This window comes from Chlorobaculum parvum NCIB 8327 (genome assembly GCF_000020505.1).
In the GTDB taxonomy this organism is placed as follows: Bacteria; Bacteroidota; Chlorobiia; order Chlorobiales; family Chlorobiaceae; genus Chlorobaculum; species Chlorobaculum parvum_A.
This window is the reverse complement of record NC_011027.1, coordinates 59,885-79,232: the sequence shown is the minus strand read 5'-3', so window position 1 is coordinate 79,232 and position 19,348 is coordinate 59,885. Positions and strand designations below refer to the sequence as shown.

At 58.4% G+C, this 19,348-nt stretch carries 18 protein-coding genes; 11 read left to right on the top strand and 7 right to left on the bottom strand.

What is annotated here, in order from left to right; all coding sequences use genetic code 11:
- Positions 1-62 precede the first annotated feature (62 nt).
- From rseP to CPAR_RS00330, 6 genes are all read left to right on the top strand, one after another.
- The gene (rseP, locus tag CPAR_RS00355) at positions 63-1,424 is read left to right on the top strand and encodes an RIP metalloprotease RseP (protein ID WP_012501333.1); all 1,362 of its coding nucleotides are present in this window, start codon (positions 63-65) and stop codon (positions 1,422-1,424) included.
- Between the two features lie 22 nt (positions 1,425-1,446).
- The gene (prfA, locus tag CPAR_RS00350; RefSeq protein ID WP_012501332.1) at positions 1,447-2,520 is read left to right on the top strand and encodes a peptide chain release factor 1; all 1,074 of its coding nucleotides are present in this window, start codon (positions 1,447-1,449) and stop codon (positions 2,518-2,520) included.
- A 192-nt stretch (positions 2,521-2,712) separates the two neighbouring features.
- Positions 2,713-3,324 carry a DUF1997 domain-containing protein gene (locus CPAR_RS00345; RefSeq protein WP_012501331.1) on the top strand — a complete coding sequence of 204 codons (612 nt, stop codon included), beginning with the start codon at positions 2,713-2,715 and terminating at the stop codon, positions 3,322-3,324.
- 36 nt (positions 3,325-3,360) lie between these two features.
- Complete coding sequence (locus tag CPAR_RS00340; protein WP_012501330.1) at positions 3,361-4,392, top strand: potassium channel family protein; 1,032 nt, start codon at positions 3,361-3,363, stop codon at positions 4,390-4,392.
- Complete coding sequence (locus CPAR_RS00335) at positions 4,389-4,907, top strand: nitroreductase family protein (RefSeq protein WP_012501329.1); 519 nt, start codon at positions 4,389-4,391, stop codon at positions 4,905-4,907. The genes CPAR_RS00340 and CPAR_RS00335 overlap by 4 nt, the downstream gene beginning before the upstream one ends.
- A 13-nt stretch (positions 4,908-4,920) precedes the next feature.
- Entirely contained in the window at positions 4,921-5,937 is a 1,017-nt protein-coding gene (locus CPAR_RS00330) for an alpha/beta hydrolase (protein WP_012501328.1), read from the top strand.
- 39 nt (positions 5,938-5,976) lie between these two features.
- Here CPAR_RS00330 and CPAR_RS00325 read toward each other — a convergent pair whose 3' ends face one another.
- The 4 genes from CPAR_RS00325 to CPAR_RS00315 form a co-directional block, all read right to left on the bottom strand.
- Positions 5,977-6,381 (bottom strand): hypothetical protein, encoded by a 405-nt coding sequence (locus CPAR_RS00325; RefSeq protein ID WP_012501327.1) that lies wholly within the window; start codon positions 6,379-6,381, stop codon positions 5,977-5,979.
- Positions 6,378-7,022 (bottom strand): DUF5671 domain-containing protein, encoded by a 645-nt coding sequence (locus CPAR_RS00320; protein WP_012501326.1) that lies wholly within the window; start codon positions 7,020-7,022, stop codon positions 6,378-6,380. The genes CPAR_RS00325 and CPAR_RS00320 overlap by 4 nt, the downstream gene beginning before the upstream one ends.
- Positions 7,023-7,230: 208 nt before the next feature.
- On the bottom strand, positions 7,231-7,389 hold the full coding sequence (locus tag CPAR_RS10870) for a hypothetical protein (RefSeq protein ID WP_012501325.1): 159 nt from the start codon (positions 7,387-7,389) through the stop codon (positions 7,231-7,233).
- Positions 7,390-7,561: 172 nt separating this feature from the next.
- Positions 7,562-9,019, bottom strand: a complete 1,458-nt coding sequence (locus CPAR_RS00315) for an NAD(P)/FAD-dependent oxidoreductase (protein ID WP_012501324.1) — start codon at positions 9,017-9,019, stop codon at positions 7,562-7,564.
- A gap of 461 nt (positions 9,020-9,480) precedes the next feature.
- Here CPAR_RS00315 and CPAR_RS00310 point away from each other — a divergent pair, with 461 nt between their 5' ends.
- On the top strand, positions 9,481-10,686 hold the full coding sequence (locus CPAR_RS00310; RefSeq protein WP_012501323.1) for an ArsA family ATPase: 1,206 nt from the start codon (positions 9,481-9,483) through the stop codon (positions 10,684-10,686).
- 75 nt (positions 10,687-10,761) lie between these two features.
- On the opposite strand, the gene CPAR_RS00305 is transcribed toward CPAR_RS00310, so the two are convergent.
- Together CPAR_RS00305 and CPAR_RS00300 are read right to left on the bottom strand one after the other, a co-directional pair.
- A complete protein-coding gene (locus CPAR_RS00305; protein WP_012501322.1) occupies positions 10,762-11,580 on the bottom strand; it encodes a DUF4412 domain-containing protein in 819 nt (272 codons plus the stop codon).
- 100 nt (positions 11,581-11,680) lie between these two features.
- A complete protein-coding gene (locus tag CPAR_RS00300; RefSeq protein WP_012501321.1) occupies positions 11,681-13,786 on the bottom strand; it encodes a sigma-54-dependent Fis family transcriptional regulator in 2,106 nt (701 codons plus the stop codon).
- A gap of 229 nt (positions 13,787-14,015) precedes the next feature.
- Between CPAR_RS00300 and CPAR_RS00295 the strand changes: the two genes are divergently transcribed.
- The 4 genes from CPAR_RS00295 to CPAR_RS00280 are packed head-to-tail and all read left to right on the top strand — an operon-like array spanning position 14,016 to position 18,552.
- Positions 14,016-15,473 (top strand): TolC family protein, encoded by a 1,458-nt coding sequence (locus tag CPAR_RS00295; RefSeq protein ID WP_232203913.1) that lies wholly within the window; start codon positions 14,016-14,018, stop codon positions 15,471-15,473.
- Positions 15,470-15,952, top strand: a complete 483-nt coding sequence (locus tag CPAR_RS00290) for a universal stress protein (RefSeq protein WP_012501319.1) — start codon at positions 15,470-15,472, stop codon at positions 15,950-15,952. The genes CPAR_RS00295 and CPAR_RS00290 overlap by 4 nt, the downstream gene beginning before the upstream one ends.
- A 6-nt stretch (positions 15,953-15,958) precedes the next feature.
- Positions 15,959-16,951 (top strand): HlyD family secretion protein, encoded by a 993-nt coding sequence (locus CPAR_RS00285; RefSeq protein WP_012501318.1) that lies wholly within the window; start codon positions 15,959-15,961, stop codon positions 16,949-16,951.
- Entirely contained in the window at positions 16,951-18,552 is a 1,602-nt protein-coding gene (locus CPAR_RS00280; RefSeq protein ID WP_012501317.1) for a DHA2 family efflux MFS transporter permease subunit, read from the top strand. The genes CPAR_RS00285 and CPAR_RS00280 overlap by 1 nt, the downstream gene beginning before the upstream one ends.
- Before the next feature lie 225 nt (positions 18,553-18,777).
- Here CPAR_RS00280 and msrB read toward each other — a convergent pair whose 3' ends face one another.
- The gene (gene msrB / locus CPAR_RS00275; RefSeq protein WP_041466205.1) at positions 18,778-19,320 is read right to left on the bottom strand and encodes a peptide-methionine (R)-S-oxide reductase MsrB; all 543 of its coding nucleotides are present in this window, start codon (positions 19,318-19,320) and stop codon (positions 18,778-18,780) included.
- Positions 19,321-19,348 lie beyond the last annotated feature (28 nt).

The following is a 19,348-nucleotide window of genomic DNA, read 5'->3' as shown; positions in this document are numbered from 1 at the left end:
CGGATCGCCTGACGTTTGCAACGAAACGCCATCACGAATTAACCGGTTGAACCGAACCAATCATGGATCTACTGAGCACGATATTTTACTTTATCATCGCGATTTTCATTCTTGTCACAGCGCATGAATTCGGCCATTTCATCACGGCCCGGATTTTCGGCATGAGGGTTGACCGGTTTTTCATCGGCTTTGACTTTTTCGGCACGACACTCTGGAAGAAAAAGATCGGTGAAACCGAATACGGTATCGGCGCCTTTCCTCTTGGCGGCTACGTCAAGATCGCAGGAATGGTTGACGAAAGCATGGATACCGATTACGTCCAGAGTGAAGCCAAACCCTGGGAGTTCCGGGCCAAGCCAGTCTGGCAGCGTCTGATCGTGCTGGCGGGTGGCGTCGCAATGAACATGGTGCTTGCCGCGGTCATCTTCATCAGCATCACGGCAATGTTCGGTGAATCGCAAACCTCCATCAAAACCCCGTCCTACGTCGAGCCAAACTCGGTCTTCGCCTCGATGGGCTTCAGAGATGGCGACCGCCTGATTTCGATCAACGGCACGAAGCTTCAGTACTGGGAAGATGCACTCGATCCGGAAAAGCTCAGTTCTTCATCTGTCCGCTTCACCGTGATGCGCGATGGGCAGGAATTGACTTTCACAGCCCCAAAAGACTTCATGAGCCAGCTCAATGAAAGCCGGTCGCTCGGCATCGGGCCTGCCATGCCTCCAGTTATCGGCGAGGTACTTCCGAACAACCCGGCAGAAAAAGCTGGAATTCTGCCAGGATCGCTCATCACGGCGATCAACGGTCAACCAATCACCGACTGGAGCCAGGTACTTGACATCGTTTCCAGTAACGCCGGGAAACCGCTCGCGATCACCTGGATGCACCTCGACAAGCATGAAGATTCGCCGCTGAACGCCAATCGCATCAGAAGCGAAGGCAAGAGCTTCACCACCGAGGTCACGCCGAACACGTCGGGCAAGATCGGCATTTCGCTCAAGCAGACCATCGAGAGCGAACGCATCACTGTTCCCTTTCCAGAAGCGGTCGTAAGCGGTATCAACCAAACCTGGAAGGCAAGCGTCATGACGGTTCAGGGCTTTGCCAAAATCTTTACCGGAAAGGAGGATTTCCGCAAATCGGTCGGCGGCCCGATCAAAATCGCCAAGATCGCCAACCAGAGCGCCGAGCAGGGGCCGATCAGCTTCATGTATTTCGTGGCGGTGCTGTCGATCTCGCTGGCCATCATCAACATCCTGCCCATTCCGGCGCTTGACGGCGGCCAGTTCGTGCTCAACGCCATCGAGGGCGTCATGGGACGGGAAATTCCGTTTGAGCTCAAAATGCGCATCCAGCAAGTCGGCATGACCCTGCTGCTGACCCTGTTCGCCTACTTCATGATCAACGATCTCCTGAACCCCTGATCTCCAGCGGCGGCCATCGACCATGTTTGACAAACTTCAGTCCATCAAGGACAAGTACCTGACCATCGAGCAGCAGCTTTCCGACCCGGAAGTTGCTGCCGACCAGAACCGGTTCAGAAAGCTGAACAAAGAGTACAGCGGCCTCCGGGAGATCGTGCGGGCCTACGACAACTGGCGCAGCGCCAAACAGCAGCTCGACGAAACCCTCGCCATGCAGAAAAGCGAGGAAGATCCCGAGATGCGCGCCTTGGCGGCAGCCGAGGCCGAAGAGCTTCAGGAGCGCCTGCCGGAACTCGAACAGAATCTCAAAATCCTGCTGCTTCCGAAGGACGAAGCCGACACCCGCAACGCCATCATCGAAATCCGCGCTGGAACCGGCGGTGACGAAGCTGGCCTGTTCGCCGCAGACCTGATGCGCATGTACCAGCGCTACGCCGAGCGGCAGGGATGGAGCTGCCAGACGCTCGACGTGAGCGAAGGCTCGGTGCCCGGCAGCCTGAAAGAGGTTTCACTCGAAGTGAGCGGCCACGATGTGTACGGCATCCTCAAGTTCGAGAGCGGCGTGCACCGCGTGCAGCGCGTGCCCGAAACGGAAACGCAGGGGCGCATCCATACCTCGGCGGCGAGCGTTGCCGTGCTGCCGGAAGCCGAAGAGGTGGACGTGGAAATCCGCAAGGATGACCTGCAGATGGACACCTTCCGCAGCGGCGGCAAAGGCGGACAGAACGTCAACAAGGTGGAAACCGCCGTGCGCATAACACATGTGCCGTCGGGCATCGTCGTGGCCTGCCAGGAGGAGCGTTCGCAGCTCCAGAACCGCGAGCGCGCCATGAAAATGCTGCGCTCGAAACTGTACGACATCAAGATCACCGAGCAGCTACAGAGCCGCGCCGACCTGCGCCGCTCGATGGTGGCCACCGGCGACCGCAGCGCCAAGATCAGAACCTACAACTTTCCGCAATCGAGGGTCACCGACCATCGCATCGGCTTCACCACCCACGCCCTGCCGCAGGTCATGCAGGGCGAGCTCGAACCGATCATCGATGCCCTTCGGATGCACGACCAGGCGGAGCGCCTCAAGGCAGAAACCAACTGATCCTGCCATCGGTAATGCGCAGCTGAAACGCACAAGTTTAACGCAGAGTCGCTATATTTCAGTTTGTCCGCTTACTGGCGGCAAAACGACCCGAATCGGCAAATCCGGCAACGAGAGCAGTTTTATAAACCATACGATACGACAGAGCCCAGGCGCCATTTTGCACAGGCGTGGGCTGGAGGACATGATATCATGGAAATGGACGCCACAGGCAAAAGCAAAGGGCAATGGGTTTTTCACGGAACCTTCGACCGGACGGTTGACTATCTGTCCGACCATGCAAGGATTCTGGAATTCAACCCCTTCTGCCACAAAGTCGAGCCGCTCGACCGCGACGAGGCGTACCGCTGGCACTTCAGGGTAACCGATCCGCAGAACAACCCGTTCGACGTGATCTTCAACATCCAGCAGGAAACTGAACTCCTGCTTGAACTTCCCGAAGAGCTCGGCACAATGCATCCCGATGAGCTGACCGACGCAATGATCGAGCAGTACACCATCGGTCGCAAAATCTCCTGGCGTCACCTTCCGGCCAGCGAAACCATCGCCATGCCCGAAAAGTACCTGTTCGAGGGAAAAGCCACGGCCGATCTGCTCATTCTACCGCTGCAAGGGGAACGCACCAAGGTCGATTTCGACCTGCGCATCGACGTGCAGTTCATTCTCTATCCGGCCTTCCGCATCATTCCCGAGCAGATCATCCGCACCATGACCAACGCGGGCATGTCGCTGGTCATGCAGACCGCCACCAACAAGATGTTCCAGAGCATCTCCAGCGATTTCGGCACGATTCGCCAGCTCTGAGAGGCCTCCATCAACCCCTATGACTCTCATCGCCGCTTGAGCAAGGACGCACAACAGATTTCCGCCATCCGCCGCTTTTCGGCTTCGATTATCAGCGTGGCGCTGCTGGTCATCTCGGGCACGGTCGGCTACATGTACCTCGAAAACATGAGCCCGCTCGACGCCCTCTACATGACGGTCATCACGGTGGCCACGGTCGGCTTCAGCGAAGTGCGCCCGCTGGACGATGTTGGCAAGATTTTCACGATGACCCTGATCGTCGGCGGTACGGGCATCTTTTTCTTCACCCTGACCAATGTGGCCGTCTTCTTCGTTTCGGGCGAATGGAGGGAGCATTGGGAACAACAACGCAATGAACGCATGCTTCGGAAGCTCAACGACCACTTCATCATCTGCGGCTTCGGACGGCTCGGCAGCAACGTCGCCGAGGAGTTCCGGATCAAGTCGATTCCGTTCATGGTTATCGACAACATGATCGACAACGTGCTCCGCGCCAGGGACGAAGGCTACCTTGCCATCAAGGGCAACGCCGCGGACGAAGGCGTCCTGATCGATGCCGGCCTGCAGCGGGCCAAAGGGCTGATTGCCGCCGCGGGCAATGACGCCGAAAACGTCTTCATCGTGCTCACTGCGCGCAACCTGAAGCCGAGCCTGCACATCGTGGCCAGGGCGGACTGCGAAGAGTCCGAAAACAAGCTGCTCCGCGCCGGGGCACAGAAGGTGGTAATGCTCTACCGTTCGGCGGGCAAGCGCATGGCCAACATCCTGATCGAGCCGGAGCTCGAAGAGTACCTCGACGAGCTGAGCGACGCGAACAACCTGAACCTGCGCATCGCCCAGTTCATTGTGAACGAAAACTCGGCACTGGTCGGCAAATCCTTTCAGGAAGTCGACCTGTACAACAACCACCGCATCAACGTGGTCGGCTACAAGCTGCCCGGCGGAGAGCTGCACACCACACCGCGCCCGGCGGAGATCATCCAGAAAAACGGCACGATCATCGCCATCGGTCAGGGCGGTGACCTTGAAATGCTCAACCATCTGACACAGGGAGAAGCACAGAAATGACGAGTCTGCACGACCTTGTCGAGTCGAGAAAAAGCGTCCGTGGCTATGACCAGAGCCGACCGGTCGCGCCGGAAATTCTCGAACGGGTGCTCAACGCCGGGCGGCTTGCGCCGTCGGCCAAGAACCTCCAGCCGTGGAAGTTCCTCGTCGTCAGCTCCCCCGAGATGCTCGCCAAAGTCCGCCCCACTTACCAGCGCGACTGGTTTGCCGAAGCGCCGCACATCCTCATCGTCACCGGCGACCGCACCGAGGCGTGGGTGCGCCCCTCGGACGGCTGGAACTCGCTTGAAACCGATCTTGGTATCGCGATGGATCACCTGATTCTTGCCGCGCATGACGAAGGGCTCGCCACCTGCTGGATTTCAGCCTTCGATCCGGCAATGCTGCGCGAAGCGCTCGGTCTCGGCCCCACCGAAGAGGTATTCGCCATCACGCCACTCGCCTACGCTTCCGCCGACGCGCAGACCAGACCCAAAACCCGGAAATCACTCGACGAAGTCGTCCGGTATCTGTAAACAGGAATCTCTCATGCTCAACAAACAGCTCGGCACCATCGCGCTCGCCCTGTTGCTCGGCAATCCGGCCACCGCAACGGCCATGTCCCGCCCGCTCGAACCGCCGATTCCGATCTCGGCTGAAAACGTCAATACCGACATGCTCCCGCCTGCAATCATCAAGCTCGGCAAGGTGACCGTCACCCCCGACATCACCTACCTGAAGCTGCCCGGCTTCCGCCCGATGCTGCTCGACCTCTACCGCCCCAAAGGCAAGGCCCTGCGTCCGCTGGTCATCTTCGTACACGGCGGAAGCTGGACAACCGGCTCGAAACGCACGACGGCTCACTTCACCGACTTCCCCCGAGTGCTGGCCCGTCTGGCGGAACGCGGCTTCGTGGTGGCATCGATTGACTACCGGCTCAGTGGCGAGGCGAGCTTTCCAGGCGCCGTGCAGGACATCAAGGCCGCCATCCGCTTCCTGCGCGCCAACGCCGGAAAGTATGGCATCGATCCGGATCATGTCGGAATTTGGGGCGCATCGGCCGGAGCGCATCTCGGCGCCATGACCGCTTTCACCGGCGAGGATATGGAGTTTGATTTGCCAGGCATGGAGAACGCCGGGGAGTCCGACCGCGTGCAGGCCTTTGTCGGCTGGTATGGCCCTTATGAGCTGGAAGCATTGTTCCAGCAGGCCACGGCGCCCGGCAGTACGATCGACCCCAGTGGCCCGATGCGCTTTTTCGGTTGCACCCCCGAAGGCTGCCCGCCCGGCGTATTTGTGAAAGCCAGCCCCGTCAGCCACGTTGACGCCAACGATCCACCGACGCTGCTCATCCACGGCACCGACGACACCACGGTGCCTGCAGAGCAATCCCGTCAGCTCGAAGAGCGGCTGAAAAACGCTGGAGTACGCGCTGAGCTGGTGCTCATCGACGGCGTCAGCCACGACTGGACCGGCAACGATGAACAAGCCACCGCAACCGCCTCACGCAAGGCGATCAACGCCACCTTCGACTGGCTGGAACAGCAGTTGCTCAAAGGGAGATAAGAACTATCGCTGGCGCAAAGCCGCGCAAACTGAGCCTCTTCAGCGCCGGACGCTCAGGCGGAAACAGGCGCGCCCAGCCTTGTGTGACCAGCGCAGAGCCGTGGATTCATCGGACTCCAGCGCGAAAGTTGCGCAAAGCTCATAGCTGTCCGGAGAGAGCCGACGATAACCATAGGGCTTGCCGCTTTCCGGATCAAAAAGCGGAACACGGCTGGCTGGCTGCTTTGCGAGAACATCGAGGTTCTCGGGCAGCTCCTGATGGGTACGATAATAGAACTCGACGGAAGAGACAATCCGCTGAAGATCCGACAGACGCCGCTCATCGAATTTCCTGTTCCGCTGCTCATCGATCGGCCCAATCATAAAAAGGCCGCGAACCACGGCCGCCACCACCAGAAGGGAGACCACGATTCCCAGCACGCCATCCTTTCCGACAGGCTTCATAACTCCTGCTCCTCTTTGCGCAATCCTTTGAGGTAATAGATAAAAACCGTTCCGGCAATGACGGCGACAACCAACGCTTTGAATACGAACCGAACAGTCAGTTCTCCGCCGAGCAGGTTGAACAGCAAAGCCGAAACATCACCGAGAATAATGCAGGCGGCAATGAAAAGGGTAAGGTAGGTCAGCCAGCGCCGGACGCCCGATGAACGCCCCGCAGGAGTGTTCTGCAATTCATTGGCAATTTTCCGCGACAGATAAAGGAACAGTGGAAAAGCAACAATCAGCGCCGATACCGCCCCCCTGATCCGGGAACTGACCCAGTCAACAGAGTGTGCCGTCATCGCCGGATCCGGAAACGCCTGCTCGATGAAAATGAACAGCAGGTTCCCGAAATTGAAGGCGCTGACATACAGCGTCACAAAAAGCAGGAGATAGAAAAAGGTTTCGCGCGCCGAAAGGTATGGCTTGGGTTTCGGCACAGGCAGGGGAAACTCGATTTCCGCATACTCCTCAAGCGCACGATCAACCCGTTCCGCCTGCCACCCTGCCTGGAGCAAAACCTCGCGGATGCGATCACGCGAGACCTCTTTCCTCAAAGCATCACAAACAAAGGCGGAGAGTTCGTTATTCGTTTTTTCCATATGAGAGCCTCCGTGTACATGGACTGGTCAGAGAGAAGCCGATAAACACCAATTAATATCAGTGTACGAAATCCCTCGTTCTTCGCAATTCAGCTCCGTCTGTCAGAGGCTCGGCAAGTTCAGGGTTACAATGAAAAAGCCCTCGACACTTTCGGAATTCTCCGGGGTATCGAGGGCTTCAATGGCGCTTTAAACGTCCAGCGGCAGATCAGGAGTGGCCGCCGGCGACGATGCGGATCATCTTGATGTTCAGGACAAGGAACCTGAAAAGCTGCCACGGCACAAACTTGCGCCAGAACAGCGTAGCCTTGTCCGGCACCGGCGGATAGGCCTCATCGTAATATGCCTTGAATTTATAGTTACCCATGATTCAGGATTTTTATTGGTTCAACATTTTTTCATGCTTCATGCACAGCTTATCGAGCGTCGTGAGGGACCAGAGAGCAAGGCGGACGGAACAGAGAACCCGGAGCGTACATACAGTACGTGAGGATTCCGAGCACCACCCAACGCAGCTATCGTGGCCCGCAACAGCTCGATCACTCGGGAATGAGCCACCAGAACGGGTAGCCCTTCGCCTTGTGGAAGAACAGGTAGTGCAGAATGAACTTCAGCCAGTGGCCCGCAAGACCGGCCTCGCCAACAGAATAGTTCATATCGCGGCCCCACTCGGGATACTTCTCCCAGTCAGGCACGATCGGGAAGACGGTCATCGACGCACCGAGACCGTCGAAGGAGCCGAAGCCGCCGGATACGATACAGGCCGCGCCCATGCGCGCCATCGAGGCGGTATGGTGGTGCTCTTTGTGGCCGCCCTTGACCTGCTCGGCGATGTTGAGCGCGATGATCTTTCCGATAACGCCCGACGGCATTCCGGTGCGCGGCGGAGTCGGGAATATCTGGCGGCCATTCTCGCTTTTCAGGGGCTTGGAGATCGGGTGCGGCGGAGCAAAAGCGATACCCGCAGCGTAGATGTTGTCGTACATCGGCGTCTGGTACTTTGTCGGCCAGTCGGCAGCCGTCCATTCATCGAACGACTTGGGCGTGTAGTCAGCATCAACCTTCATGAACTTGTTGGGCAGGAACATCTGGTCGGTGATGTCGTTACCCTCACGATCGAACGCGGTAAGGCCGACCCCCGAGAACGACGGAATCAGCATCGAGAAATCGAACTCCTGCGAAAGCATTTCGCCATCGAGCGTTTCGTAATGCGCCACGCCCGGCTCGACCTTGTAAACGCCCGCCCGGCGAATCCACTTGATGCCGTACTCGGCAAGCAGCGACTCGGTGAACACCTTGGTCGGGGTGATGTAACCACCGCGCTTGATGAACGCGCCACCCATACCGAAGTCACCCAGCTCGTACTCGTTGGAAATCCAGGTAATCTCCGCCATGTGGCTCAGGCCAAGCGTGGCGATTTCGTGCGCGATATTCAGGATATATTCGAACGCCGCGCCCTGGCAGGTAGCCATCGCATGGCCGGTGCCGATGAGAAAGCGCTGCTTCTGTCCGGCTTTCATCTTCTCGATGCTTTTCTGCAACTCCTCCCACGCATGGGCAGCGTGGCTGTAGGTACAGACCGACATGCTGTTTTTGTCGGGGCCAAGCCCCTCGGTCGCCTCGAAGTTCAGCTTCGGACCGGTAGCGTTGACCAGATAGTCGTAATCGACGATTTCGGTCTGACCGGCGTACTCCGGATCGGTGTATTCGATCGTGACGTACCCTTTGTCGATAGAGGCGTCACCCTCCGGATGGATCGAAACGGCTTTCGCCTGCTTGAAATCGATTCCCCAGCGATCATAAACCTTGTGCAGCTTGAAGCGAACATCGTCGATGGTCATCTGGCCGACACCGACCCAGATGTTCGACGGAATCCACTGATAATAGCTATTGGGCGAAACCACCACCACCTCGTGGTTCTTCCCGAGCTTTTTCTTGAGGAAGGAGGCGCAGGTATGCCCTGAAACGCCAGCTCCCAAAACGACAACCTTTGCCATACTGATTGTGCAGTTTCAATTGTTAAACGAAATGTCCATCACAGGAAGCCAAAACCACCGTCAAGAGGTCGTTCCTCGTAGCCATTTCAACGTTCACGTCCCGGCTGAAGCGGCAGCTCGGCAAAGAGCGGGCACACAACAACAAAACACCGGGAATCATGGACAACCGAATTCAACTATAACCATATAGTCATAATAAACCAAGAATCATCCTGTTTTTACACATGAAAAGTAAGCAATCCCGATCATGTACAACTACTGATTAACCGATTAACGGAAATTTTGCCTCGAAAGTGCCGGAACACGAAAAAGCATCCTTAACCCCCTGACAATCGACGAACCAGCGGCTCTTCCTGGCTGCGCTTTATCGCCCCTGAACACGCACCTGAACTGAATTTTCAAGAGCGCGATCCTGTTAACATTTCTACGATCGGATTCAGGGCAACCCAACCATTCCAGCCATGAGAAACATCGTGTTCACCGGGAAAGGCGGCGTGGGCAAAACCTCCGTCGCTGCGGCAACCGCCGTCAGGGCGGCCTCGCAGGGCTACAAAACACTCGTGATCTCCACCGACCCGGCGCACAGCCTCGGAGACTCCTTCGACATCGAACTCGGCCCATCACCGGTCAAGATCGCCGACAATCTCTGGGGCCAGGAGGTCAGCGTATACGGCGACCTTTCGCTCAACTGGGAGGTGGTACGCGAGCACTTCGCCCACCTGATGGAGGTGCAGGGCATCGAAGGCATTTACGTCGAGGAGATGGGTGTGCTGCCCGGCATGGAGGAGCTCTTCTCGCTCTCCTACATCAAGCGCTACAACGACTCCAACGAATACGACCTGCTCGTTGTGGACTGCGCACCAACCGGCGAAACCCTGCGTCTGCTCTCTATTCCGGAGACCTTCGGCTGGATGCTCAAGCTCATGCGCAACATGGAAAAATATGTGGTCAAACCGGTCATCCGCCCGCTCTCCAAGCGCATCGGCCGCCTGCACGACTTCGTGCCGGAAACGGAAGTCTATGACCAGGTCGACCACCTCTTTTCATCGATCGAAGGAATCATCGAGCTCCTGTCCGACGATTCAAAAACCACCGTCCGGCTCGTCATGAACCCCGAAAAAATGGTCATCAAGGAGTCGATGAGGGCTCTCACCTACCTGAACCTCTACGGCATCACGGTTGACCAGATCATCATCAACCGCGTCTATATGGACGACGTTGACGGCCACTACTTCGAGGGGTGGAAAGAGATTCAGAAAAAGTACATCGAAGAGATCGAGACCTCATTCGCACCGATTCCCATAACCAAAGTGCCGCTCTACCGCAAGGAGGTGCTCGGCATGGAGATGCTCAAAAAGGTGGGTGAAACGGTCTACGGCGAGCGCAACCCGCTGGACATCTTCTACCACGAAGAGCATGTGGATATTCACAAAGTCAGTGAAGGCCACTACATCATGAAGCTCCGCCTGCCTTTCGTCTTCGACAACCGCATGGCCGCCAACGTCACGCAGGTCGGCGACTCGCTGACGGTCAGAATCGGTAACTACCAGAAGGGCGTCATCCTTCCCACGTTCCTCGCCGGGATGAAGGTTGCGCACGCCGGTTATGAGGAGAAGTGGCTGGCAATCGAGTTCAAGAAGAAGGAGATGGAGACGGCGACAAATTAATCGCCAACCCAGCCACCCCATAAAAGACGAAACCCCCGACATCGCCGGGGGTTTCGTCTTTATCGTCATGCTGACTTACTTCTGCTGCATCTGCTGCATCATCTGGCGGCCAAACTCTTCCATCTCTTTCATCTTCTCTTCGCTCATCCCCTGCGGGCCGTCTGGCATTGTGGGGATTTCCAGCTTCGTGCAGTTGGCCGGAACTTCGAAAAGGGCGCTGTCCGGAGTGGTGCGCTCAGCCTTGACCAGCTCGGTGACCACGCCTTCCGGAGAAATCAGCGTCTTGACGGGGAAGCCGTCGAGACCGGCAGCCTTGAGTTTTTCGGCGAGCTGCTCATATTTGCGATCTTCCGAACCCTGCATGCGCGCGTAGGCGAAGTAGTCGAGAATATCCTTGCTCACCCAGAGATCAACGGTGTTCTGTTTGTCAGGCCATGAAATCCGGACATGGTTACAGTCGAAGCCGTTCACCTCCTCCTTGCCGAGCTTTTCGATCTTCGCATCCAGATATGGATCGTCGGGCGCCTCCTCTTTGACTTTTGACACATCCAGCTCCATGCAGGAACCGGCCGCTTCGTTGATCATGTAGATTTTATCGGGCTTATCCGTAAGCGACAGCACGGTCATTGAAATCGTACCGGCACCGCCAACGGCGGTCTTGCTCTCTGCGCGCATTCCTTTCGGGCCGATATAGAGCTTCATGTCGCTCGTGCCTGCGTTCGGCATGGTGGTTTTCATGGTCAGGACGCCGGTAAACGGACCTGCAATCGCGGGTGAGGCCTGCTCAACGGCGGCTGAACCGGGCGCATTGGCCTCTTTTTTGTCGCCACATGCCGAGAGCAAGAGACCCGGCACCAGCACAGCGGCAAACAATCGACGGGAGATAGCTTTCATGATCTTTTTGATTTAGGGGTTGGCGTTGTTTCAAAAGAACCGGAAGCAACGATAAGACTGAAAAAAAGAAGCATATGGGTTAATGTAAGCAAATCCTTGCTCACCCCGCCCCGTACCGCTTGCGAATTCCCAGCTTGTCGATGCGGGAATAGAGCGTCTTGGCGTTGAGCCTGAGCAGCTCGGCCGCGCCACCCTGACCGCTGACCTTGCCTCCGGCGCGGTCGAGGGCATCGAGAATGAGCTTGCGCTCCATGTTCCGCGCCTGCTCCTCGAACTCCTGCATCGTCATGACCTCCGCCTGCGCCTCCATGCCAGGCTCACCCCTCGGAGGCAGGGCTGAGGAGAGGTCGAGCGTGTCACCTTCGGAGACAATCACCGCCTGCTCAATGGTGTGGGAGAGTTCACGGATGTTGCCCCGCCACTCTCGCGAGACCAGCTCGTTCATATCGTGCTCACGGATGGCGCGTTCCGGCTTGCCGAACTCGCGAGCGAATTTGCGGGCAAAGTACATGGCGAGCACGGGGATGTCGTCGCGGCGTTCGCGAAGCGGCGGCACCGATAGGGGAAAGGCGTTGAGCCGGAAGTAGAGATCCTGACGGAAGCGACCGGTGGCGACCTCCTTTTCAAGGTCGCGGTTGGTGGCGGCGATGACCCGCACATCGACCGGAATCACGCTCCGCCCGCCGATGCGTTCGAGCTCCTTCTCCTGAAGCACCCGCAGCAGCTTGGCCTGAAGCTCCAGCGGAAGCTCGCCTATTTCGTCGAGGAAGATCGTGCCGCCGTCGGCCAGCTCGAACTTGCCGATGCGCCGTTCAGTCGCGCCGGTGAAGCTCCCCTTTTCGTGGCCGAACAGCTCGGACTCGATCAGCGATGCGGGCAGGGCGGCGCAGTTGACCTTCACCAGCACCCGCTCCTTGCGCGGCGAAAGGTTGTGGATCGCGCGGGCGATCAGCTCCTTGCCGGTGCCGGTTTCGCCCTCGATAAGCACCGTGGCATCGGTCGGAGCAACCAGGCTGACTCGCCGCAGCACCTCGGCCAGCGGTGCGCTGTTGCCGACGATCTCTTCGAAGTTGTGTGCAGCGCGGATCTCCTCGACGAGGTAGGTGCGCTCCCCTTCGAGCTTGCGGCGCAGCCGGTCGATCTCGTCGAAAGCGAGGTAGTTCTGCAATGCCAGCGCGAGCTGTGGCACAATGAGGCTGACCGTGCGCGCCTCCTCGTCGCCCAGCGTAACGCCGACGCCTGAAATGATCAGCCCCGCGCGGCTGCCGGGCAAATCCCAAAGCTGCACGACGATGATCGAGCTGATGCCGAAGCGATCGCGCACCAGTTCGAGAATGCGAAAATCCCGGCACAGCTCTTCAAAGCGCTCGCCGGAATAGATGCCGGGCCGCGAAATCACCTCAATGCTCTCCCGCGCAACGGGGTCGTCGGGCAACATTTCAAGATGTTCGAGTGGCGAAAAGGGCGCGAAACTGCTGCCCGACCCGCGCATGAAGTTATCGTAAATACGGAACCGCCCGTCCGAACCAACCACGCGGATGCCAAGAAACGAGCAGGGCACGAGGCGGCTGATCTGCTCGCAGACAGTCAGCAGCATCTGGCTTCGATCCTTGGTGGTGAAGAGTGCATTGTTGATCGCAAGCTGCATGGCGGTTTCCGCCTCGCGCTGGCGCAGCTCGTCGTAGGCCAGCGCATTGCTCACCGCGATGGCGATGGAGGAGCTGACCCCGGAAAGCAGCGATTTATCGCCATCGCTCCACAGCTTCTCCTCTGCAGAAACAAAGCTGAGAAAACCGATCACCCGCCCACCGGAACGAAGCGGCGAAAGCACAATCTGCCGCATTCCCAACTCGTGCAGCGTCCGGAGCAGCGGAGCATCCTCCTCGCCAAACGCAGGAATATCGTGAGCGATGGAGGCGACGGTCACCCCGCGGTCGTCGAGATGCGCCTCAAGCCAGGTGCCGGTAATGGGGCGCCGCTGCACCCGCAGATGGTCGGGCAACTCGAAGCGCAGCATCTCGAAAAAAACACTCACGCGGCGGCGGTCCCGGTCGAGGGTGATGATCACCGCCGAATCGAACGGAAAGATGAGGCGAAGCTTGTCGGTGACCGTGCGGAACAGCTCCTGCGGGTCACGGATGGTGCCGATGGCGTCGCCGATATACTGCATGAGCCGAAGCGCCTCGGGCAAGTGCGTGGTTGTCATAGCTGATTTTCTGATTTATTCAGAAGGAAGTTAAGAGAATTTTCTGAAATTTTCAGAAAAACAAGAAATAAATAACAAGCTCAAAGCCTTGAAAAGCAGGGCCTACAGGCAAAATCGACAACTGGCACGATAATTGATGAATAAACCTTGATACCATGCTGATCGAGGCTGCCCGGCAAAGAAGCGGCACTGCCTCAGAAGACTACACGATGAAAATGCAAAACGAACGATGAAAGAATCGAAATCGGGATCGGCGCCGGACCAGAACCATGTCGATCCCGATAACGGTTCCAATGAAAAGAGAACATTTGACCGACCAACACAGGAATTGTTCAAATCTATGAAGCACAACAAATCCATTGCCACCCTCCTCCTGATCGCCGCAGTGATGACGACGGCGCAGCCGCTCCGCGCTGAGGAGATAGCCCCGGCAACATCTGAACCGATCACGCTGGACGAGGCGCTGCGCATGACCCGCGAGCACAATCCGCGAGCCTTGCAGGCTGTCGAGGAGGTCAAGGCTGCCGATGCGCAGGTCACCCGGGGACGCAGCGGCTACTTCCCGCATCTGTCCGCAAGCGCCGGCTACCGCTACCTGGATCCGGTCGCCGAGGCAAATTTCGGCGGCGCCACCATCCAGTTCGTACCGAACGACAACTACGACGCGCGCGTCACCGCCGAAATGATGCTGTACGATTTCGGACGCACAGGCCGCACGGTCGATCTGGCCAAGGCCGGACGCAACTCGGCGGGCATCCGGCAGGAGATCACCCTGCGCGATCTTTCGCTGGCCACCATCCGGGCCTTCTACTCGGTGCTGTTCCTCCAGGAGGCGGTCAGCGTGCAGCAGAAGGAGATCGACGCCCTGCAGAAAAACCTCGATCACATGCAGAAACGCTACGATGAAGGGGCCGCGACCCGTTTCGACCTGCTGACCACCCAGGTGCGTCTCGCCGCTGCCGGAAATCGCAAGATCGATTACGAAACGCAGCTGCACAATCAGGAAATTGCCTTGCGCCGTCTTTGCGGCCTCGACGAGCAGGCTCCGCTGAACCTGAGCGGCTCGTTCGACATCACGGTGGCCGACAAGGACGCCAACCGCCTTGCAGCCGCAGCGCTGGAGCAGCGTCCGGAGCTGATGCTCGCCCGCGAAAACCTCAAGGCGGCCTCATACAAAAAATCGCTGGCCGGCAAGGAGTTCCTGCCGAAAATCGTAGGCAGCGCCTCGTGGGGCACGGCCAACGGCTACATGCCCGATATCGACAAGATGCGCACCAACGTTGCCGCCGGAGTTGAATTGCAGGTACCGATCTTCGACGGCTTCGGCAGAAGCGCCGCGCTGAGGGAAGCCGCCGCCATGAAACGCTCCGCCGAGCAACAGCAGCTCGATACCGAGCAGATGGCGCAGGCCGAAATTCGCCAGTCGCTCAACGACCTGAAAAGCAGCGAACAGAAAATCGAAACGACCTGCCTTCAGGTTTCACAGGCCGACCTCGCTGCGCAACACGCGCGAATCCGCTACGACAACGGCCTTGCCACCACGCTCGACCTGCTCGATGCCGAAGCGGCACTGGCCGAAGCCGAGCTGGCCCACCTGCAGGCCCGTTATGAATATGTACTGAACGCCTATGACGTCAGGCGCGCCTCTGGCGATCTGATCGCCCAAAAACAGGAGAAAGGATCATGACAAATACCGTTGCGAAATCATCCAGAACCATTCTCTGCCCGACCGACTTCTCTGTCGCCTCGACACAGGCCCTGCTTCATGCCGCAGGGCAGTGCGGAGGCAACGCGGAGCTGATCGTGCTGCATATCGGAGCCTCCGGCTCAGGCGATCACGGCACAATGCTCAAGGAGCACCTCCATAACTTCTCAGGCTACTCCGACCTGCTTTCGGGCTACGGATGCCGCGTACGTTTCGCCGTCGAGTACGGCACGCCGTCCGCAGCCATCATCGAATACGCCGAAAAAGCCGATGCCGACCTCATCGTGATGGGCTCGCACGGCGCAAGCGATTTCCGACGGCTCCTGGTCGGCAGCACGGCCGAAGCGGTGATGCGCCAGGCAACGCGCCCGGTACTCGTGCTCAGGTCGCCGAAGCGCGATGGAGAAAAAACCTCGCATCAGAAAGAGCAAACCGAAGTATTGACCAACTCCAACGATTGAACATCAATGTCAGAACAGCAGCAATCAAACCACGAAAAACCGGCGAATGCCCTCGACAAACGACCGCAGGGGCAATCATGGCCTCGGCTGGCCATCTTCGGTGTCCTGCTCGCCATCGGCCTCGGCTGGGGCGGCATGGAATTCGTTCACTCGCTCAGCCATGAGGAGACCGACGACGCCCAGATCACCGGAGACATCTACCCGGTCAGCCCCCGCGTGCCCGGAAACGTGCTCGACGTGATGGTTGATTCAAACCAGATGGTCAAGGCTGGCGACACGCTTCTGACCATCGACCAGTCTGACTATCTGGTCAAGCGCGACATGGCTCAGGCCCAGCTCCTCCGGGCGCGCGCCGCAGTGTCGGCGGCAAAGGCGGAAATCGTGGCTGCAGGCGCAAACCAGACCAAGCTCAATGCCGACCTTCGCCGCAGCCGGAACCTCCAGAAGCAGGATGTGATCTCCCGCGCCGAACTCGATGCTGTCACGGCGGGCGCCACAGCCTCGACAGCCCAGCACTCCGCAGCCGGAGACCAGTACAAAGCCGCACTTGCGCAGGAAAAGCTTGCCGAGGCCGAGCTGAAGAACGCCGAGCTCATGCTTTCGTGGACAACCGTCACCGCACCGGCTGACGGACAGGTCGCCAAAAAGAATGTGCAACCGGGCCAGTTCGTCTCGCCCGGCCAGCAGCTCATCGCCATTGTCGGCAGCGACGAACTCTGGGTGGTGGCCAACTTCAAGGAAACCCAGCTCGAACATATGCGCCCCGGCCAGAAGGTGATCATCAAAGTCGATGCCTTCCCCGGCAAGGAGCTGAAAGGCCATATCGACTCAATTTCTGCGGGAACCGGCGCGCAGTTCGCCCTGCTCCCGCCCGATAACGCCAGCGGCAACTTCGTGAAAGTGGCCCAGCGGGTTCCGGTCAAGATCGTCTTCGACGAAAAGCCCGAACTGCCGCTTGCCGCCGGAATGAATGTGATCGCAGAAGTGAAGGTGAAGTGATGTCAAGTACCGCAACAGCCATACCGGGCGCGCGCGCGCCGGAGCACCATTACGAAACCGGGGCCAGAAAATGGATCATCACGGTAACGGTTATCGTGGCGGCGATGCTCGAACTGATCGACACCACCATCGTCAACGTGGCCATCAACCACATCAGCGGCAACCTCGGCGCGAGCATCGAGGATGTCTCCTACGTGGTCACGAGCTACGCCATCGCCAACGTGATTGTCATTCCGCTGTCGGGATTTCTCGGCAACCTGTTCGGACGCCGCAACTACTTCGTGGCCTCGATCGTGCTCTTCACGGTCGCCTCGTTTTTGTGCGGCATCTCGACCAACATCTGGATGCTGGTCTTCTTCCGCTTCATCCAAGGCATAGGCGGAGGAGGACTGCTGCCCACCTCACAGGCGATCCTTTACGAAACCTTCAGGCCGGAGGATCGCGGCGCGGCGACAGGCATCTTTTCGATGGGGCTGGTGCTCGGCCCGACCATCGGGCCGCTGCTTGGCGGTTACCTCGTGGACTATTTCGCCTGGGAATGGTGCTTCTTCGTGAACATCCCGATCGGCATCGCGGCGGCGTGGGCGGCGCTCACCTTCGTTACCGAACCGAAGGTCAAGCACGCCGTGCAGAAGATCGACTGGTCGGGCATCGGACTGCTTGCCATCGGTATCGGCTCACTCCAGTTCGTACTCGAACGGGGCGAACAGAAAGACTGGTTCGAGACCGATTATATCGTCTGGTTCACCATCATCGCGGTGGTATCACTGATAGCTTTTGTCTGGCAGGAGCTGCACACCGACCATCCGGCGGTTGACCTCTCCGTGCTGGCGCGAAGCAAAAACCTGGCCATCGCCGCCGTTCTGACTTTCATCGTCGGCTTCGGGCTGTACGGTTCACTGTTCGTCTTTCCGGTCTTCGTGCAACGCCTGCTGGGCTTCACGGCAATGCTGACCGGCCTGGTGCTCTTTCCCAGCGCCATGCTCACCGGCATCATTTCTATGCCGCTCGGCATAGCTTTGCAGAAAGGAGCATCGCCGAAGCTGATGATGACGGTTGGCATGGCCACATTCTTTTTGTTCTGCTGGGAACTGGGCAACCAGACGCTCATGTCGGGTGCAGAAAACTTCTTTCTGATACTGCTCCTCCGTGGGCTCTCGCTCGGATTCATCTTCATTCCGGTCACCCTGCTCGCCGTCACGGGACTGCACGGCAAGGATATTGGGCAGGCGACCGGCCTGAACAACATGGTACGGCAGCTCGGCGGTTCGTTCGGCATCGCCATCACCAACACCTACGTCGCCCAGCGAGTGGCTGCGCACCGCCTTGACATTCTCAGCCACCTCTCGCCCTACGACCCCGCCGCCGTCCAGCGATTGCAGGGTATGAAGCAGGCGCTTGGCCAGTACATGAGTTCGCCAGTCGAAGCAGGACAGGCCGCGATGGCTGCGCTCGAAGGCATCGTCGTCCGCCAGAGCTACCACCTGGCATACATGGACGCCTTCAAGATGATCGCCATCCTGTTTGCAATATGCCTGCCACTGTTGCTCTTCATCAGGGTTGACAAAAAGCAGAAAGCCGACATCTCGTCGGCGCACTGAGATTGGGGCAGCATTCCCTCCATTCTTCGTAGGGGCAGGGCTCGCGCCTGCCCCTATTGCATCAGCCGACCGCTTTATACAACTCGCCGTAACATTCCGGCACACCATAAGGGCGGGCGTGAAACCCGCCCCTGCAAATAGTGTCGTTGAACAGCGCGGACGAGTTGGATAACGGACGAAACCCGTGCTCGGCCTTTTCAATTATCCATTATCAACTGTCAATGATCAATTGCTGTCCGGCTCAAAGTCCAGCGAGACCGAGTTCATGCAGAAGCGTTTGCCAGTGGGCGGCGGGCCATCGTCAAAAACGTGGCCGAGATGGGCATCGCACCTTCCGCAGAGCACTTCGGTGCGCATCATGCCGTAGGAGTTGTCTTCCCGATATTCGACGCTGCCGGGACGCACGGTCTCGAAAAAGCTCGGCCAGCCGCAGGTGCTGGCAAACTTGGCGTCGGAGCGGAAAAGTGCGTTCCCACAGGCCGCGCAGTAGTAGGTGCCGAGCCCCTCGTAATTCCAATACTTGCCGGTGAATGCCCGCTCGGTCTCGCCCTTGCGCGCCACGGCGTACAGTTCGGGCGAGAGCACCTTTTTCCAAACCTCGTCCGGGAGATCGAGCTTGGTAGTGTCGGTACGCGAGTAGTAGGGATTCTGCGAATGGTTGCTGCTCATGGCGGCTCCGGATTGGGTTACCGTCGATCCTTGCGGCGCAGCCTGGCAAGCGGCAAGCGCAAACAGGATCAGCGGAACATGTAAAATGATTCGTTTCATGGCGGTGCCTTTCCCACCATAACGAAGC

Excerpts from the sequence above, each read along its gene's own strand:
- CPAR_RS00325 (WP_012501327.1), bottom strand. The coding sequence starts at position 6,381 with ATGAAGCCTGTCGGAAAGGATGGCGTGCTGGGAATCGTGGTCTCCCTT.
- CPAR_RS00335 (WP_012501329.1), top strand. The coding sequence starts at position 4,389 with ATGACGAGTCTGCACGACCTTGTCGAGTCGAGAAAAAGCGTCCGTGGC.
- CPAR_RS00315 (WP_012501324.1), bottom strand. The coding sequence starts at position 9,019 with ATGGCAAAGGTTGTCGTTTTGGGAGCTGGCGTTTCAGGGCATACCTGC.
- CPAR_RS00320 (WP_012501326.1), bottom strand. The coding sequence starts at position 7,022 with ATGGAAAAAACGAATAACGAACTCTCCGCCTTTGTTTGTGATGCTTTG.
- CPAR_RS00305 (WP_012501322.1), bottom strand. The coding sequence starts at position 11,580 with ATGAAAGCTATCTCCCGTCGATTGTTTGCCGCTGTGCTGGTGCCGGGT.
- rseP (WP_012501333.1), top strand. The coding sequence starts at position 63 with ATGGATCTACTGAGCACGATATTTTACTTTATCATCGCGATTTTCATT.
- CPAR_RS00280 (WP_012501317.1), top strand. The coding sequence starts at position 16,951 with ATGTCAAGTACCGCAACAGCCATACCGGGCGCGCGCGCGCCGGAGCAC.
- CPAR_RS00345 (WP_012501331.1), top strand. The coding sequence starts at position 2,713 with ATGGAAATGGACGCCACAGGCAAAAGCAAAGGGCAATGGGTTTTTCAC.
- msrB (WP_041466205.1), bottom strand. The coding sequence starts at position 19,320 with ATGAAACGAATCATTTTACATGTTCCGCTGATCCTGTTTGCGCTTGCC.
- CPAR_RS00290 (WP_012501319.1), top strand. The coding sequence starts at position 15,470 with ATGACAAATACCGTTGCGAAATCATCCAGAACCATTCTCTGCCCGACC.
- CPAR_RS10870 (WP_012501325.1), bottom strand. The coding sequence starts at position 7,389 with ATGGGTAACTATAAATTCAAGGCATATTACGATGAGGCCTATCCGCCG.
- CPAR_RS00295 (WP_232203913.1), top strand. The coding sequence starts at position 14,016 with ATGAAAGAATCGAAATCGGGATCGGCGCCGGACCAGAACCATGTCGAT.
- CPAR_RS00300 (WP_012501321.1), bottom strand. The coding sequence starts at position 13,786 with ATGACAACCACGCACTTGCCCGAGGCGCTTCGGCTCATGCAGTATATC.
- CPAR_RS00330 (WP_012501328.1), top strand. The coding sequence starts at position 4,921 with ATGCTCAACAAACAGCTCGGCACCATCGCGCTCGCCCTGTTGCTCGGC.
- CPAR_RS00310 (WP_012501323.1), top strand. The coding sequence starts at position 9,481 with ATGAGAAACATCGTGTTCACCGGGAAAGGCGGCGTGGGCAAAACCTCC.
- CPAR_RS00285 (WP_012501318.1), top strand. The coding sequence starts at position 15,959 with ATGTCAGAACAGCAGCAATCAAACCACGAAAAACCGGCGAATGCCCTC.
- prfA (WP_012501332.1), top strand. The coding sequence starts at position 1,447 with ATGTTTGACAAACTTCAGTCCATCAAGGACAAGTACCTGACCATCGAG.